Origin of the sequence: Streptomyces graminofaciens, from assembly GCF_030294945.1 — a bacterium.
Lineage (GTDB): Bacteria > Actinomycetota > Actinomycetes > Streptomycetales > Streptomycetaceae > Streptomyces > Streptomyces graminofaciens.
In genome coordinates this window covers 2,225,269-2,242,459 of record NZ_AP018448.1, presented here as the reverse complement: position 1 = coordinate 2,242,459, position 17,191 = coordinate 2,225,269, and the positions used below count along the sequence as shown (strand labels likewise).

The 17,191-nt window shown below is 70.1% G+C and carries 13 protein-coding genes; 6 read left to right on the top strand and 7 right to left on the bottom strand.

The window, feature by feature from the left end:
• Nucleotides 1-2: 2 nt before the first annotated feature.
• The 4 genes from SGFS_RS09725 (at nt 3) to SGFS_RS09710 (ending at nt 3,932) form a co-directional block, all read left to right on the top strand.
• Complete coding sequence (locus SGFS_RS09725; RefSeq protein ID WP_286249401.1) at nt 3-959, top strand: thiopeptide-type bacteriocin biosynthesis protein; 957 nt, start codon at nt 3-5, stop codon at nt 957-959.
• A 1,129-nt stretch (nt 960-2,088) separates the two neighbouring features.
• A complete protein-coding gene (locus tag SGFS_RS09720) occupies nt 2,089-2,343 on the top strand; it encodes a hypothetical protein (RefSeq protein ID WP_286249400.1) in 255 nt (84 codons plus the stop codon).
• A gap of 6 nt (nt 2,344-2,349) precedes the next feature.
• Nucleotides 2,350-2,547 (top strand): helix-turn-helix transcriptional regulator, encoded by a 198-nt coding sequence (locus tag SGFS_RS09715; RefSeq protein ID WP_078852369.1) that lies wholly within the window; start codon nt 2,350-2,352, stop codon nt 2,545-2,547.
• Nucleotides 2,544-3,932 (top strand): tyrosine-type recombinase/integrase, encoded by a 1,389-nt coding sequence (locus SGFS_RS09710; protein ID WP_286259865.1) that lies wholly within the window; start codon nt 2,544-2,546, stop codon nt 3,930-3,932. The genes SGFS_RS09715 and SGFS_RS09710 overlap by 4 nt, the downstream gene beginning before the upstream one ends.
• A 161-nt stretch (nt 3,933-4,093) precedes the next feature.
• Here the strand turns inward: SGFS_RS09710 and exaC are convergent, their stop codons facing one another.
• The 5 genes from exaC to xylB form a co-directional block, all read right to left on the bottom strand.
• Complete coding sequence (gene exaC, locus SGFS_RS09705; RefSeq protein WP_286249399.1) at nt 4,094-5,617, bottom strand: acetaldehyde dehydrogenase ExaC; 1,524 nt, start codon at nt 5,615-5,617, stop codon at nt 4,094-4,096.
• A gap of 172 nt (nt 5,618-5,789) precedes the next feature.
• A complete protein-coding gene (locus SGFS_RS09700) occupies nt 5,790-7,067 on the bottom strand; it encodes a GAF domain-containing protein (RefSeq protein WP_286249398.1) in 1,278 nt (425 codons plus the stop codon).
• A gap of 119 nt (nt 7,068-7,186) precedes the next feature.
• On the bottom strand, nt 7,187-7,786 hold the full coding sequence (locus SGFS_RS09695; protein WP_286249397.1) for an N-acetylmuramoyl-L-alanine amidase: 600 nt from the start codon (nt 7,784-7,786) through the stop codon (nt 7,187-7,189).
• Between the two features lie 263 nt (nt 7,787-8,049).
• A complete protein-coding gene (locus SGFS_RS09690) occupies nt 8,050-9,252 on the bottom strand; it encodes an ROK family transcriptional regulator (protein ID WP_286249396.1) in 1,203 nt (400 codons plus the stop codon).
• 82 nt (nt 9,253-9,334) lie between these two features.
• The gene (xylB, locus tag SGFS_RS09685; protein ID WP_286249395.1) at nt 9,335-10,780 is read right to left on the bottom strand and encodes a xylulokinase; all 1,446 of its coding nucleotides are present in this window, start codon (nt 10,778-10,780) and stop codon (nt 9,335-9,337) included.
• Between the two features lie 165 nt (nt 10,781-10,945).
• Here xylB and xylA point away from each other — a divergent pair, with 165 nt between their 5' ends.
• Together xylA and SGFS_RS09675 are read left to right on the top strand one after the other, a co-directional pair.
• The gene (xylA, locus tag SGFS_RS09680) at nt 10,946-12,112 is read left to right on the top strand and encodes a xylose isomerase (protein WP_286249394.1); all 1,167 of its coding nucleotides are present in this window, start codon (nt 10,946-10,948) and stop codon (nt 12,110-12,112) included.
• A gap of 518 nt (nt 12,113-12,630) precedes the next feature.
• Complete coding sequence (locus tag SGFS_RS09675) at nt 12,631-12,912, top strand: hypothetical protein (RefSeq protein ID WP_286249393.1); 282 nt, start codon at nt 12,631-12,633, stop codon at nt 12,910-12,912.
• Nucleotides 12,913-13,043: 131 nt separating this feature from the next.
• Here the strand turns inward: SGFS_RS09675 and SGFS_RS09670 are convergent, their stop codons facing one another.
• Entirely contained in the window at nt 13,044-14,333 is a 1,290-nt protein-coding gene (locus SGFS_RS09670) for an SWIM zinc finger family protein (protein ID WP_286249392.1), read from the bottom strand.
• Complete coding sequence (locus SGFS_RS09665; protein WP_286249391.1) at nt 14,330-17,167, bottom strand: DEAD/DEAH box helicase; 2,838 nt, start codon at nt 17,165-17,167, stop codon at nt 14,330-14,332. The genes SGFS_RS09670 and SGFS_RS09665 overlap by 4 nt, the downstream gene beginning before the upstream one ends.
• Nucleotides 17,168-17,191 lie beyond the last annotated feature (24 nt).

Genomic DNA, 17,191 nt, shown 5'->3' with positions numbered 1-17,191 from the left:
CAGTGCACGAGCACGACACCAGCCCGGCGGAGGAAGCCATCTGGTCCGTTCTCGGCGGAATGCCGATCGCGGACGCAGCGAGCCGAGCGGGGACGAGCCCCGCCTGGCTCGCTGACGCGGTCGAGCGGTACCGCACTGCTGGCCGGACTGCGCTCGACGCCAGCCCCGAGGGCTGGCACCAGGTGAACATCGAATTCGCCGACTACCCCACCGCCGAACAAACCTTCCGCGCCTACCTCCTGCCCTCCCTGCGCGGTGCACCCGTCGGAGCGTGGTGGTTCCTGCGCAAGTACCCCTGCTGGCGCCTGCGCGTTCACCCCAGCCCTGGCACACCGGCCGAGGACGTCATCGCGCACGTAACCGAAGCCCTCGACAGCGCGGTGTCCTGGAGCGTGGTGAAAGACTGGCGCCCGTACCTGTACGAACCGGAGAGCATTGCTTTCGGCGGCCCAGACAGCCTGACGATCACTCACCGGGTGTTCCACACCGACAGCATTGGCGTACTCGACTACCACCAGCACGCCGCCGGCGAAACCGACGGAGCCCTCGACGCGAAGGCCACCTCTCTGCTCGTCACCACCCTGTTCCTGCGAGCCGCCGGACTGGAATGGGGCGAGCAAGGTGACGTGTGGGGGCAGATCGAGGCCAAACGGCCGTTGCCCGAAGACGTTCCCGCCGACAGGGTCAGCGCCATGGCGGACACGATGCGGCAACTACTCCTGCTCGACGCCGGCCCTGCAATCAATGACGGCCCGCTCGCGTCGTTACAGAACTGGGTGACCAGCATGGAGCACGGCGGGCGTGCCCTGGCGGACAGTGCGCGGGACGGGCGGCTTGGGCTTGGCCTCCGAAGCGTCTTGTCCCGGCACGTCCTCTTTCACTGGAACCGCATGGGTTTCACCGCCCTTCAACAGGCCATCTGGTCGCGTGCCGCCCGGGAAGCGGTTCTGGGCCGCTGATCGGCAGGTGGCCCGAGCCGCTGTCGCGCTTCGCCGTCCAGCGCAGTTACACGCTGTCGGTGTTCTCGTGGTCTTCCACACCAACTTCGACGGCTTCTTCGGGACGGCCAGAGCGCCACCTCCTACATCACGCAAGTAGAAGAATTGGGCAGGGATTCCGGGGCGCGCTCCGTCTTCCTGCAGCCTGATCGCTAACGGTCGTGATTTTGAAGCTCCTTGAGCCCGCTCAGGCCCGGTGGCGGGCCGTGAACGCACCCATCTCGCCGCTCTTTTCCGGCAGATGCCGATCCGACCGTGACTGCCGCGCAGCGCAGGGAGGCAGCGTCCTTCTCGCAAACTAGTGCCAATGCCCTGCGGGGTTGCCTCAGTCGCGCTGCCGTATTCGCCCACGGCAGACGAGAAAGTGGCCCACGGGACTGGAACCCCGTCCGGGATCATGTCAACGTACAACGACCCGGAAAACACAAGGTCGGCCACGGGGCGCGGTATTGAAGGCCAGCCTGCAAAGGGCTGGCCGCTGTGTCAGTACGCGTCCCGCGCTGCCGGGTCCCACGACCGCGTCCCGCTCCGAGGAGGTCCACCTGTCGAGTCCCGCCTTCCGATTCGCCCCCATCACACGCCCTGTCCCGCTCGGGCCGCGAACGCCTGGACTGCCCAGGAGACGGAGGACTTTGGCACCCTTTCCATGGCTCTGCCTCTCTGCGTCTGCGCGTCAGGATTGATTGGCGAGGATCTGCTGTAACGCGGCTATCGCCGTGGCCGAGAGATCCTTACGTACCTCGCTGCGCACCGCAGCGCAGCAAACGCGCCACGGGGCGCCTGGGTTGTTGGCGCTTGAGGGTGTAGGGGCGCGAAACCTCGACCGGCTCACCGGCGACAGGTTGCCCGTGCTCGTCACGGATGGTGCGCCCCCCGCCCTCCGTTCGTACCGCCTGGCCTTGTGACCTAGGCGGATCAGGCGCGACGAGCAGGCCGTCGTAGTGCAGGGCGATACATAGCAGAAGATTCCCGGTTACCGAAACCGGGGATCTTCCAGAGCATTGATGGTGTTCGCATTCGGCTGTGCTTGGCGGTGGAGCCGTGGCGGACCCAGTTGGCAGAGCCGTACGCATTCGAGAGGAGATGTTGGGTGGCTGTTGCCAGCTGCTGGTACATCAATGACCACACACTTTCATGCCCACGGCCACTGCTGCTCGCTACGCAAGGTCTCCTTCCGGACCGCTCGCTTGTGCGCAGTGAGGAAATCACCGCTGTATCGATGCGTGATGCCTGGCTGCGTCTTGTCGTCCACTCCGGGGCGGCGGCCGTGCAGAAATGGGGATCTCTTCTGCATTTGATGCGCGCCTGGATTTCCGGCATGAAGCCTTTCTCGATGCGAAGGTGATATTGCATGGCTCGTCCTCCGGCGTTGAAGCTCGCCGAGGTTCTCGCGGAGATCCGTATGAGTCCGTCGGCGTTCTATCGAATGCGCGCTCGCGGGGAAGCACCCCGAATGATCAAGTTGCCCAATGGTGAACTCAGATGTCGTCGTCCTGACTTGGATGCCTGGTGGGACAAGTGCGAAAGAGATTCTGACACTTGGCGATGAGTTATAATGTCCGCTTCTGGGATATACGGGAGCGCCTCGATCGGCGCAAGCCGTTTATGGTCAGGTGGACGGTCAATGGGCGCGAAAAATCAGAGTCATTCATGACCGTCGGGCTCGCCGAGAGCAGGCGCGCAAAGCTGATGACAGCAGCGCGTGAAGGTGAGCCCTTCGACCAGCACACAGGGCTGCCAGCGTCCGAACTGCGAGCTATCAAGCAGCAGACGACATGGTACGACCTTGCGCACGAATACCTCGACCAGCGTTGGGGCCGCACGCCGGGAAACACCCGCCGCACACTGGCCGACGCATTCGCCACCATCACGCCTGCCCTTGTGCGCCCTGGCGTGACCTATCCGGAGCCGCGGGTCCTGCGGCGAGCCTTGTACTCCTGGGCATTCAACAAGAAGGCATGGGAGAAAGAGCCAGTCGAGGAATGGCGGCAGGCACTGGACTGGATGAAGCGGAACTCCCTGCCCGTCAACGCTCTCGCGGAAGCCGATGTGCTGCGACGGGCACTGGACGCCCTGTGCCTCAAGCTGGACGGCAAGGAGGCTGCTGCCAAGACGGCACGGCGCAAGCGGGCTGCGTTCAACGAAGTCCTCAATGTCGCTGTGGAGAGAGGTTACTTCACGGAGAACCCCCTCAACGGGCTCAGGTGGAACGCTCCTGTGGTCAGCGAGGAGGTGGACCCGGCTGCCGTTCCCAATCCAGCCCAGGTCGCCCGGCTACTCACGGCGGTTGCCCAGCAGCGCGGGCGCGGCCCTCACCTGGAGGCGTTCTTCGGCTGCATGTACTACGCGGCGATGCGGCCTGCGGAGGTCATTCATCTCCGGTTCGAACAGTGCCATCTGCCCGACTCCGGATGGGGGATGCTTAACCTTTCGGGTGGCGTCGTCACCTCAGGCAAGGAGTGGACGGACAGCGGCTCGGTGCACGAGGTGCACTCCCTCAAGCGCCGCGCGGCTACCGCAACCAGGCCTGTGCCTATCCCGCCGCAGTTCGTATGCAAGCTCCGTGCGCACATCGAACGCTTCGGCGTGGCGCCGGACGGCCGACTGTTTCGGAACCAGGCCGGCAACTACGTGGACGCGGCTGCGTATGGCACAACGTGGGCGCGGGCACGGAAGTACGTCCTGACGCGTACAGAACTCGCCTCCAAGCTGGCCAAGCGGCCCTACGATCTCCGGCACGCCGGGATCTCGTTCTGGCTGTACTCCGGTGTGGACCCCGCCGAGTGCGCTCGCCGCGCGGGCCAGAGTATTGAGGTCCTCTTCCGCCACTACGCCAAGTTCCTGGACGGCGTCCGAGAACAGGCCAACCGCCTCATCGAGCAGTCCATGCAGGAGTGGGACCGCGTCAGCCAGGGCGCGGAGTCTGAAGGGTGAGTTCGGGTTTGGTCCGTGACTGGTCCGGAAGTACTGGTCAGGAGCGGGACAGCGGTGGGAGGAACTGGGAGTTATGACGTAAGTCGGTCCCTGCTCTTGGCGGGCCGAGAGGAAGGCGCCTGGCGGGCAAAAGCCCAGGTCAGGCGCCTTTTTTCGTGCCTCTAGAAGAAGCCCAGCTTCTTCGGCGAATACGACACCAGAAGGTTCTTCGTCTGCTGGTAGTGGTCCAGCATCATCTTGTGCGTCTCACGGCCGATGCCCGACCCCTTGTAGCCACCGAACGCCGCGTGCGCCGGGTAGGCGTGGTAGCAGTTCGTCCAGACACGGCCCGCCTGGATGGCACGACCCGCGCGGTAGGCGGTGTTGGCGTCCCGCGTCCACACCCCCGCCCCGAGGCCGTACAGCGTGTCGTTGGCGATCTTGATGGCGTCGTCGAAGTCGTTGAACTGTGTGACGGAGACGACCGGTCCGAATATCTCCTCCTGGAAGATCCGCATGCGGTTGTCACCCTCGAAGATGGTTGGCTGGACGTAGTAGCCGCCCTTCAACTCGCCGTCGTGCTCGATGCGTTCACCGCCGGTGAGGAGCTTGGCGCCCTCCTGCCGGCCGATGTCGAGGTAGGAGAGGATCTTCTCCAGCTGGTCGTTGGAGGCCTGTGCGCCGATCATCGTGTCGGTGTCGAGCGGGTGCCCCGTCTTGATCTGCTCGGTGCGGGCGACGGCCGCCTCCATGAACTCGGCGTAGTTTCCGCGCTGCACCAGCGCCCGCGACGGACAGGTGCACACCTCGCCCTGGTTGAGCGCGAACATCGTGAAGCCTTCGAGGGCCTTGTCGCGGAAGTCGTCGTTCGCCGACCAGACGTCGTCGAAGAAGATGTTCGGCGACTTCCCGCCGAGTTCGAGGGTCACCGGCGTGATGTTCTCCGAGGCGTACTGCATGATCAGGCGCCCGGTCGTCGTCTCGCCGGTGAACGCCACCTTCGCCACCCGCGAACTCGACGCCAGCGGCTTGCCCGCCTCCACCCCGAACCCGTTGACGATGTTCACGACACCCGGCGGCAGCAGATCCGCCACCAGGCTCAGCCAGACATGGATGGACGTCGGGGTCTGCTCGGCCGGCTTGAGCACGACCGCGTTGCCCGCCGCCAGCGCGGGCGCCAGCTTCCAGGTCGCCATGAGGATCGGGAAGTTCCACGGGATGATCTGGGCGACCACACCCAGCGGCTCGTGGAAGTGGTACGCCACCGTGTCGTCGTCGAGCTCCGCGAGCGAACCCTCCTGAGCGCGGATCGCCCCCGCGAAGTACCGGAAGTGGTCGATCGCGAGCGGGATGTCGGCCGCCAGTGTCTCCCGGACGGGCTTGCCGTTCTCCCAGCTCTCCGCGACCGCCAGCTTCTCCAGATTCGCCTCCATCCGGTCGGCGATCTTCCGCAGAATGTCCGAACGCTCCGTCACGGACGTACGCCCCCAGGCGGGAGCCGCGGCATGTGCCGCGTCCAGCGCACGCTCCACGTCCTCGCTCGTGCCCCGCGCGACCTCCGTGAAGGGCAGCCCGTTCACCGGACTCGGGTTCTCGAAGTACTGACCACGGGCCGGCGGCACATACTCCCCACCGATGAAGTGGTCGTACCGCGCCTCGTACGAGACGACTGCACCGTCGGTGCCGGGCGCTGCGTAACGGGTCATGGGTGCCTGCCTCCCACAGAAGCGCCGCCCGCCGTTGGGCGGCTCTCGCCAGGAGGCTAGAAACCCGCATGTTGCAAGGAGGTTGCGTCCCCCGCTCGTTCACGTCGGTGTCCGGCATTGTCGTGCTTCCGATCAGTCTCGGGTCCGCCCAGGCAAGGCACCCGGACGAATTTCAGGGCCGCAACAGGCGACCCCACCCCGGAGGCGCCGCCAACTCCGCCTCCAGTTCGTTGAGCCGCGCCCGCACGGCCGGCGTCGGGCGTACGGCCGCGAGTGCCCGCCATACGTCCAGGTCGTCCTCGCCCCAGGGCGCGTGCGCCCAGTCGGCCAGGAGGTCGGGGTCGCGACGGGTGACCAGGGCCGTGCGGAGCCCGTCGGCGAGCCGGTGCCGCAGTCGCGCCACCGCCGGGGCCTGCGAACCGGGCAACAGTGGACCCTCGTACGCCGCCGCGGCCGCCGTCACCGAACCCGTCTCCAGCCTCCGCTCGACTACCGCCACATCCGACTCCACCGCGACGGTCAGCCGGTACGGTCGCGACCCCAGCAGTCCGGGACCGAGCAGTCTGCGCAGCCGGGTCAGCTCGGCCCGCAGTGTCACCGGCGTCACCGACTCGTCCTCGTACAGCGCGCACAGCAACTCGTCACCCGTCAGCCCCTCAGGATGGTGGGCGAGCAGCACCAGGATCTCGCTGTGGCGACGGCTGAGCCTGATCTTGCGGCCCCCGACGAGGAGTTGGGCCTCGTCCCGGCCCAACGCGGTCAGTTCCAGCGCGTCGGCGGCGGCGCCGGGTGGTGCGAGCAGCGCGAGCTGGGACTCGGCGGCCCGCGCCACCGCCTGCACAAAGCCCAGGCTGTGCGGGTGCGCCAACCTGTCGCCGCCGGTGATGTCGACCGCGCCCAGCACCCGCCCGGTGCGCGGATCGTGCACCGGCGCCGCCGCGCACGTCCATGGCTGCACCCGCCGTATGAAGTGCTCGGCCGCGAACACCTGCACGGGCCGGTCCACGGCGACCGCCGTACCCGGAGCGTTCGTACCCACCGCGGACTCCGCCCAGCGTGCGCCCGGCACGAAGTTCATGTCGTCCGCCCGCCGTCTCGTCACCGGATGCCCCTCCACCCACAGCAGCCTGCCCTGCGCGTCGCACACGGCCAGCAGATGCTCGCCGTCCGCCGCGAACGAGCCCAGCAACTCGCGCACCAACGGCATAGCCCGAGCCAGCGGGTGCTCCGCGCGATAGGAGCCGAGGTCGGCGTCCGTCAGCTCCACGCTCGCGGTACCGTCCGGTCCGACACCGGCCCTGGCCGAGCGCCGCCACGAGTCGGCCACCACGGAACGGACCGGTCGCGGCACCGTACCCGCCTGGGTGAACGTCTCATGGGCGCGGCGCAGCTCCCGCACCCGTGCGACGGGGTCTGCCCCCTGCTCCAGAGCCACCCATGAATCGGTCAACTCGGCCTCCCGGGGAACACGTTGCGCCTGGACCCATCGTCACCGCCCGGCGCGTGCCCGACAAGCCGCACGACCACACTCCCGCGCCGGGTCTCGCGCGCCGGGTCGCGCTCCTCGTCTCAGACCGCGTTGACCAGTCGTATGTAGCGTGCCCAGTCCCAGTGCGGTCCCGGATCGGTGTGGTCGGTGCCCGGCACCTCGTAGTGGCCGATGATGTGGGCGCGGTCCTTGGGGATGCCGTACCTGTCGCAGATCGCCGCGGTGAGCGCGGCCGACTGCGTGTACATGGCGGTGGTGAAATACTCGGGCTGCTCGATCCAGCCCTCGTGCTCGATGCCGATGCTGCGGGCGTTGTAGTCCCAGTCGCCCGCGTGCCAGGCGATGTCGTGCTCCCGGACGCACTGGGTGACCCGTCCGTCGGCGGACCGCACGACGTAATGCGCGGACACCTGTTTTCGAGGGTTCCAGAAGACCGGAAGCGTGTTCTTGTAGGTCGTCTGGGTCACGTGGATGATCACCAGGTCGACCGGGTCGCCGGTGGGGCGGTCCGCCGCTGTGTAGTTGGCGGGGCTCGCCGGCTCCCATATCGCGTTCGGGTGGTCGACCGGTGCCGGATGGGCGTCGGCCCGGGGGCTCGGGAGCAGGGTGTAGGGGAGCGCGGCGAAGGCGGTGCCCTTCAACAGCCGCCGCCTGCTGGGCGACGAGCCGGCTCGTTCCATGGGAATCCGCCTTTCCAACACAGGGTCTGTTCGGCACAAGGTCCTGTTCCAACGCGAGGTCTGTACGAAAGACGCAGGTGGAGGCCGTGTGGCTGCGCCTCGCGACGTGAATCACGGTACGGCGCTTGCCGGTCGGGCAGCCGAAGCGCTCGGAAAACAGTGGAAAACCAGGACGTTGTGGATAACTTCGTCACTCACAGGAGGCAAGTACACGCGTAAGCAGCCGGGCACATCCGTGAGTCACGTCCCGCTGAGCCTGCCGGCTACGCCCGCACCCCGACCGCCGCCGGATCGTCCAGCACCCCCCGCACCACCGAATGCGCCGCCCCGAGCAGCGGCCCCTGCGACCCCAGCCGCGACACCGTCACGGCGCAGGCGGGCCCGGCTGTCCGCCGCGCCAGCTCCGCCTTCAGCGACGGCAACAGCCAGGGCGCGAGCGCGGCCAGCGCGCCGCCGAGCACCACGGTCTCGGGGTCCAGCAGATTCACCGCACCGGTCAGCGCGATACCGAGTGCGGTGCCGGCTCCCTGCAGGGCCCGGCGTACGTCCTCGTCGCCGGCCGCGGCCCGCTCGGCGAGAAACTCGACGCGGTGCTCGCCCGGCTCCAGCCCGGCCGCCCGCAGCACGGCCTCCTCACCGGCGTACTGCTCCAGACATCCCCGACCACCGCACGCGCACTGCGGGCCCTCCGGGCGGACGGGCACATGCCCCAGTTCGCCGGCGAAACCGCGGGTGCCGCGCAGCAGTCGCCCGTCCACGACCGCCGCGCCGCCGATGCCGATCTCCGCGGAGACATGCAGAAAGTCGCGCGGGGTGCCCTCGCCGAGCCAGAGTTCGGCGAGACCACCGAAGTTGGCCTCGTTGTCGACGGTCACCGGCAGATCGTCCGGCAGCAGCGCGCCGAGGTCCGTGTCGTGCCAGTCAAGGTTGGGTGCGCGCACCACCGTCCGCGCGTCGCGAGCCACTAGACCGGGCACGGCGACCGCGAGGCCCGCGGGCCACAGCCCCTCGCCGCCCGCCTCGGCGACGACCTGCCGTACCAGCGAGGTCAGCTCGGCGATCACCGGCTCGGGCGACCGGCCGCGGTTCGTGCCGCGGCGCACGGCCTGCGCGCGTATGCCACCGCGCAGATCCACGGCACAGACCGCGAGATGGTCCACGCCGATCTCCGCACCGATGCCGGCGGGACCATGCCCGCTGAGGGCGAGCGCCGACCCCGGCCGCCCGACCCGGCCGGGCCGCTCGGGGCCCAGCTCCTCCAGGAGCCCGGAGCGGATCAGCTCGTCCACCAGCGTCGACACGGCGGCCCGGGTCAGACCGATGCGTGAGGCGACGGCGGCCCGGGACAGCGGTCCTTCGGCGTTGACGGTGTGCATCACCCGGGAGAGGTTGCGACGGCGCATGCCCTGCTGGGTGTCGGGCAGACGGGGGCGGCTCGGATGGGGCTCGTGCAGCGGTGCGGTCATGCCTCCCTCGGATCTCGTCGGAGTTGCCCGGTGGGTGCCCCGGGGATGATCATCCTCTCCCATGAGACACCCTCCGGTCTCGTCAACGCAGGCCGGGGGCCCGCTCCAGCAGCGGCGCCGCGTCGGAGAGTACCCCGGCGATCCGGCCCAGCGTCTCCTCGTCCCGCTCCACGGCGTCCAGTACGGGCCCACGGGCGGTGTCCCAGCGGCGGGCGACCGCGGCCGGGTCCTCGCCGGTCAGTAGCCCGGCGGCCTGCGCGGCCGCACCGAGCGCCACCAGCTCCTTGGCCTCCGGCACCTGTACCGGGCGCCCCGACAGCCGACGCACGGTCTGCTGCCAGGCCGTGCCCCGCGCGCCCCCGCCGATGAGCAGCAGCGGCGCGGAACGGTCCGCCTCCTCGTCGAGCACCAGGTCGAGCGCGCCGAGCAGCGAGTGCACGGCACCGTCGTACGCGGCCTGGAGGAGCTGTCCGGCCGTGGTGTCGTGACGCAGCCCGTGCAGCAGGCCCGAGGCGTGCGGCAGTGCCGGGGTGCGCTCGCCGTCCAGGTAGGGCAGCAGGGTCACCCCCGCACCCGGTTCCACCGCCTCGCGGTCCAGGCCCAGCAGCGCGGCCACCTTGTCGACGGCCAGCGTGCAGTTGAGGGTGCAGGCCAGCGGCAGCCAGTCCCCATGCGCGTCGGCGAAGCCCGCCACCGTGCCGGTCGGGTCGGCGGGGCGTCGCTTGGAGACGGCGTACACCGTTCCGGACGTGCCGAGGCTGAGCACCGGCGTACCGGGCCTGAGACCGAGGCCGAGCGCGGCGGCCGCGTTGTCACCCGTGCCGGGCGCGACCAGGGTGCCCTTGGAGAACGGCAGGTCGTGCGAGTCCCGTACGGTCCCGGCCACCTCGCCCGGCCGGACCACCCGGGGCAGCAGCGCCGGGTCGAGCCCCACATGGGCGAGGGTCTCCTCGTCGTACGCCTCGGTCGCCGAGGCCCACCAGCCCGTGCCGGAGACGTCACCGCGGTCGGTCGTGCCCTGGCCGGTCAGGCGCTCGGTGAGGTAGTCGTGCGGCAGCCGTACGGCCGCGGTCGCGCGGATCGCCTCGGGCTCGTTCTCGGCCAGCCAGGCCCACTTCGTGACCGTGAACGAAGGTCCCGGCACGCTTCCGGTCCGCTCGGCCCAGGCCTTCGGACCGCCCAGCTCCTCCACCAGACGGCTCGCCTGCGGCGCCGACCGCACGTCGTTCCACAGCAGGGCCGGGCGTACGGGCTCACCGCGGGCGTCGAGGGTGACGAGGCCGTGCTGCTGGCCGCCGATCGACACCGCGGCGGCCTCGCGGGCCGCGTCCCCGCACTGCCGCAGGGCCTCGCACAGGGCGTCCCACCACTGCCGCGGATCACTCTCGCGGCCCGCACCGGAGGAGACGGTGTGCGGCGCCTGTCCGCTCGCCACCACCCGTCCGGTCGACGCGTCGACGACCAGGGCCTTGGTGGACTGTGTGGACGTGTCCACACCGACGACGAGCGGACCCTCGGCTGCTGACATCGGGTTCTCCCTCTTGTGCGGCTCGTGCTCTCGCGCGGCTCGTGTCTGTCGCGTGCGCGACGGTAGGTCTCCGGGCAAAGACGTCTTGTCTCTTCCCGGATACGTCCGCATACTAATTTGTAAACCGCCATGACGAAATGGTCGGAGCGAGCAAGGAGCCGCGGAATGAACTACCAGCCCACCCCCGAGGACAGGTTCACCTTCGGCCTGTGGACCGTCGGCTGGCAGGGACGGGACCCGTTCGGCGACGCCACCCGGCGCGCCCTCGACCCGGTCGAGACGGTGCAGCGCCTGTCCGAGCTGGGCGCCTACGGCGTGACCTTCCACGACGACGACCTGATCCCCTTCGGGTCCTCGGACAGTGAGCGCGAGGGGCACATCAAGCGCTTCCGCGCGGCCCTCGACTCGACCGGCATGACCGTGCCGATGGCCACCACGAACCTCTTCACGCACCCCGTCTTCAAGGACGGCGCGTTCACCGCCAACGACCGGGACGTGCGCCGCTACGCGCTGCGCAAGACGATCCGCAACATCGACCTGGCGGTCGAGCTCGGCGCCAAGATCTACGTCGCCTGGGGCGGCCGCGAGGGCGCCGAGTCCGGCGCCGCCAAGGACGTACGCGTCGCCCTCGACCGCATGAAGGAGGCCTTCGACCTCCTCGGCGAGTACGTCACCTCCCAGGGTTACGACCTGAAGTTCGCGATCGAGCCCAAGCCGAACGAGCCGCGCGGCGACATCCTTCTCCCCACCGTCGGCCACGCCCTGGCCTTCATCGAGCGCCTGGAGCGCCCGGAGATGTACGGCGTCAACCCCGAGGTCGGCCACGAGCAGATGGCCGGGCTGAACTTCCCGCACGGCATCGCCCAGGCCCTGTGGGCGGGCAAGCTCTTCCACATCGACCTCAACGGCCAGTCCGGCATCAAGTACGACCAGGACCTGCGCTTCGGCGCCGGCGACCTGCGCTCCGCGTTCTGGCTGGTCGACCTCCTGGAGAGCGCCGGTTACGCGGGCCCGAAGCACTTCGACTTCAAGCCCCCGCGCACGGAGGACTTCGACGGTGTGTGGGCGTCGGCCGCGGGCTGCATGCGCAACTACCTGATCCTCAAGGAGCGCGCGACCGCCTTCCGCGCCGACCCCGCGGTCCAGGAGGCCCTGCGCGCCGCGCGCCTGGACCAGCTGGCCCAGCCGACGGCCGCCGACGGCCTGAGCGCGCTGCTCGCGGACCGTACGGCCTTCGAGGAGTTCGACGCCGAGGCGGCCGCCGCGCGCGGCATGGCGTTCGAGCAGCTCGACCAGCTGGCGATGGACCACCTGCTGGGCGCGCGCGGCTGACAATGCCGCAGCCGCGGCTGAACATGCTGTAGCCGGGGCTGTGCGCCTTGGAGGGGCCTTTCCTGTGCCGTGTCAGGGGTGCAGGAAAGGCCCCTTCATGCTTCCTCGCCGCGCTCTGGCCGATACGTGCGCCTCAATGGCCGAACCTTGCGCGCAATTGCCCGGAATCATGCGATCCATGGCATGAGTCCGTATCAACTCCCGCACAGGGGTCGCACCATGACCAATTCACGGCGACCCTTGTCGGTATGGGCATGCCGCCGATACCGTCCCAGCCCCCTCAGCCGCCGGATGGCACACGGTCGAACGGCGGTGGGTTCGGCCCGCCGTCCGGAGGCTACGATCCGCCGTCGAGCGACCCCTCAGGGGGTTACACCGCACCGACCGCAGGCTTCGGTCCGCCCCCACCAGGAGGCGGTTGGCCACCGCCCGGTGAGAGCGGGAGTAAGCAGCCGTCAGGCCCGCCCGACGGACCTCCACCGGACGGGCGCCGGAAGGTCCTGCTCATCCTGCTGGCCGTGATCATCGTCCTGGTAGGTGTCACCGCCATCGTGCTGGTGGCCAACGGGGGCGAGGGAACACCGGACGACAAGACGCCCGGCGAGACGGGCCGCGACACGAGGCCTACGCCCACCCCGTCTCTGAGTGTCCCCTCGCAACTGCCCAGCGAACTGCCGTCGCTGCCCTCGGACCTCCCCAGTGACCTGCCGAGCGGACTGCCCAGCGACCTCGACTCGCTCTTCCCGTCCCTGGCGGCGGACCTCGGCGGTGACGGCAAGCGCACCGAGCCACTGGAGTGAGCTGCACGCGCGCGTGCCCCGCACTTCAGGGTTCACGCGCGCGTACGGCCTTCTTCCTTCTTCCCGCTCTTGGCACGCGGCTCAGGCACCGTGCGGCTCATACGTCCCGCGGCTCGGGCACCGTGCACGGCTCACGAGCGCCAGCCCCCTCGGACATCACCGCCGACCGAAGCCAGCGCCGTCGCCGGATCCTGGGCCGCCGGGCCCGCCGGCCACCAGCGGCCGCGTTCCTTGCGGTACGGCCACCAGCGGCCGTCCTGCCCCAGACGCAACTGGGCCGAGCCGCCGACCACGGTCCAGCGGTTGTGCGAGGCTCGCAGCCGGGGCCGCTCGTCCTCGTCCCAGGCCGCCTCCAAGGCGGCACGCGCGCGTGCGAGCGATTCCGCTCCTACACGCCACTCCTCTTCGAGCACGGCGAGCCCGGCCCGGCCCCCGTACCGCCAGGCGCGGACGGCGAGCGCAAGCCCTTCCCGGTCGCGCTCCGAGCCACTGGCCAGCCGCGCTTCGACCGTCCTCCCCGGATCGCCGGCCGCCAGCCGTACCGCGTCCTGCTGGATCGTCAACGCTTCTCCCACGGGCTGCTGTTCATGACCTGGCCGGAGCGCCTCGACGAGCATCCGGTACGCCGCGCGAGCGGTCTGCGCCGCGACGAACTCCAGCGCCGCGGGGTCCACACCGGGCGCCGGCCGGGTCTCGGTGTCCAGGGAAGGCGGCACACCGGGTTCCCCAGGCTGCACGGGAGGCGCGGGAAGCGGCGGCAGGGCATGCCCGGCCGCGTACGCCTCGGCGGCGTCCACGCCCTCCTGGGGGCCTTCCGGCGCCACGCGCTCCTCCCATGTGGCGGCCAGCGTGCGCACCTGGAGGTCGCCCAGGAGCGCACGTTCGTCGCGGCCACGCATCAGCAGCAGGACGAACGGGTCCTGGTCCAGCAAGCGCGCCACCTGATAGCAGAGCGCGGCGGTGTGTCCGCAGTGGTCCCAGGCCCCGCAGTCGCACTCCGCCTCCAGTTCGCCCAGCCCGGGCAGCAGGTCGACACCGGCGGCCTCGGCGTCCTCGACCAAATGCGGCGGCATCTCACGGTCGAGCAGGGCGGCGAGGTGCCCGGCCCGCTCGACCGTCATGTCCAGGAAGCGGTCCCACTGTTCGTCGGACAGCTCCTGGAGCAGGACATCGGCGCGGTGCGCGTTGCCGTCGCGGTCCTGGACGACGGCCGTGACCCGCCCCGGGCGCACCGACACCGCACCCACGGCGCCCGCGCGCGCGAGCCTGCGCCCCACCTTGACCTGTTCCGAGTCGAGCGCCGCGTCCTCCAACGCCTTCAGCCAGGCCTGGCCCCACCAGGTCCGCGCGAATCCCCCGCCGCGCAGGGGCGGCAGCGCCGCGAACGTGCGCTCCTCGTCGTGACCCGTGCGCTCCGTCATCGTGCGTCTCCTCGAAGCTCCACCAGGTCGGCGAGATCGGCATCGGACAGCTCGGTGAGCGCGGCCTCGCCGGAACCGAGCACCGCCTCGGCCAACTCCCGTTTGCGTACCAGCATGTCCGCGATACGGTCCTCGATCGTCCCCTCCGCGATCAGCCGGTGCACCTGCACCGGCCGCGTCTGGCCGATGCGGTAGGCGCGGTCCGTGGCCTGCGCCTCGACCGCCGGGTTCCACCAGCGGTCGTAGTGCACCACATGTTCCGCGCGCGTCAGGTTCAGGCCCGTGCCCGCGGCCTTCAACGACAGCAGGAAGACCGGCACTTCGCCCTCTTGGAAACGCTCCACCATCGCCTCGCGCTCGGGGATCGGTGTCCCGCCGTGCAGGAACTGCGACGACACCCCACGCGCCGCGAGATGCCGTTGGAGAAGCCGTGCCATCTGTACGTACTGGGTGAAGACGAGAATGCTCGCCCCCTCGGAGAGGATGGTGTCCAGCAGCTCGTCCAACAGCTCCAGCTTCCCCGACCTGCCCCGGATCCGCGGCCGCTCCTCCTTGAGGAACTGTGCGGGGTGGTTGCAGATCTGCTTGAGCCCGGTCAGCAGTTTCACGATCAGCCCGCGCCGCGCCATGCCGTCGGCCTCGGAGATCTCCGCCAGGGTCTCGCGGACCAACGCCTCATACAGACCGACCTGTTCCTGGGTGAGCGAGACAGCCCGGTCGGTCTCGGTCTTCGGCGGCAGCTCGGGAGCGATGCCGGGGTCCGACTTGCGGCGCCGCAGCAGGAAGGGGCGTACGAGGCGGGTGAGCCGTGCTGCGGCTGCGGGATCCCGGCTGCCCTCGACGGCCTGCGCGTAGCGGGTGCGGAAGGTGCCTAGCCTGCCGAGCAGACCCGGGGTGGTCCAGTCGAGGATCGCCCACAGTTCGGACAGGTTGTTCTCCACGGGCGTGCCGGTGAGCGCCACGCGCGCGCGTGCCCCGATCGTGCGCAGCTCCCGGGCCGTGGCCGAGTAGGGGTTCTTCACATGCTGTGCCTCGTCCGCGACGACCATGCCCCACGGCACCCCGGCGAGCCGCTGAGCGTCGAGCCGCATCGTGCCGTACGTCGTCAGGACGAACTCGCTGTCGTCGCGATCCGCAAGGCTGCGCCGGGACCCGTGGAAACGGCGTACGGGCGTCCCGGGGGCGAACTTCTCGATCTCCCGCTGCCAGTTGCCCATCAGCGAGGCCGGGCAGACCACGAGCGTGGGGCCGGCGGTGGAGGCCTCGCCCTGACGATGCAGATGGAGTGCGATCAATGTGATCGTCTTGCCCAGCCCCATGTCGTCAGCCAGACAGCCGCCCAGCCCCAGGGAGGTCATCCGGGCCAGCCAGCTGAGGCCCCGCAGCTGGTAGTCGCGCAGTGTCGCGGTGAGCCCGGACGGCTGTCCCACCGGTTCCTGCCCCTCAGGGTCCGAGAGGCGCTCTCGCAGCGCCGCCAGCCAGCCCGTGGGCCGGACCTCGACCGATCGGCCGTCGACCTCCGTGGAGCCTGTCAGGGCGGCGCTGAGCGCGTCCACGGGCGCCACCTTGTGGTCCTGCTGCGCCTGGGCACGACGGATCTCCTCGGGATCCACCAGAACCCACTGGTCGCGCAGCCGCACCATCGGGCGGTTGGCCTCCGCGAGCCGGTCCAGCTCCTGCCGGGTCAGCCGTTCCTCGCCCAGCGCGAACCACCAGTCGAAGGCGAGCAACGCGTCGGCCGACAGGAACGAGGTCGTGTCCGACCCCGTTCCCCCGGGGCCAGGCTCGTCGTCCGGCGGACCGATGACCGCGCGGGCCGTCAGCTTCCGCGCCAGCTCCCTGGGCCAGTGCACGTCGACGCCGGCGGCCGCCAGCAGCCGTGTGCCCTCGCCGAGCAACTCGGTGACCTCCTCCTCGGCCAGCGCGACGGTGTCCGGCACGGCGGCCGAGAGCAATGGGGTGAGCGGGGCCCATGCGCGGGCGGCCCGGCGCAGCGCGAGCAGCGCGTCCATCCGCGCGCGCGGTCCGAACGCCTCGGCACCGGCCCACACGGCGGATGCGTCCGCCACGAGCGCCGGGTCGCTCACGCTGTGCACCTGGAGCACGGCGCGGAAGGACAGCCGTTCCTCGTCCGACACGGCTGTCGCGAGCCCTGGGACTTCCACGCGCAGCGACAGGCGGACACCCTCGTCGTACCCGGCGGCGACATCGGCGGCCCACCCCCGCTGCTCGGGCACATGGTGCGGCTCGGGGGCGGCGAAGGCGGGGCCGCCCGCCGCGAGCGTCGCGGCGGGGGAGCGGGGCAACGAGTCGGCGACGGCGTCGAGAAACGCGCGCAGCAGCCGCTCCGGATCCGGCAGCCGAGGAGGTGCCACGCCCTCGACGGGCAGCGCGTGTGCCTCGGGCGGCATCGCTGACGCGAGTTCGCGGATCCGCTCCAGATCCTCCGCCCGTAACGGTCCCGCCCGCCACTGGTCGTGGCCGTTGTCGGTCACGCCGGGCAACAGCAGCCCGCGAGCGGCGAGTTGGAGCGCCAGCACGGCGGCCGCACCCCAGAACGCGGTCGACCGGTGCGCGTCCGCGGCGGCACGCGCGCGCGTGAGCACCGGCAACGCGGCAGGCACCGGCAGCGACAGAGCGGGCATCGGCACCACCTCGACGCCTTCGCGACCGGCCAGGACGACGGTCGGCTCCTCGACGGAACCCGGCGCGACCACGGTCGGCATCGCCCCGTCCGTCCGCCAGAAGACGACACGGCCCGTCCGGGCGGGCTCCGCGGATACGAATGCGGCGGCGCAGCGGGTCAGCTCGGCGACCTCGGAGAGAGATGCCAAGAGATGGGTCTGTACAGAGATGAG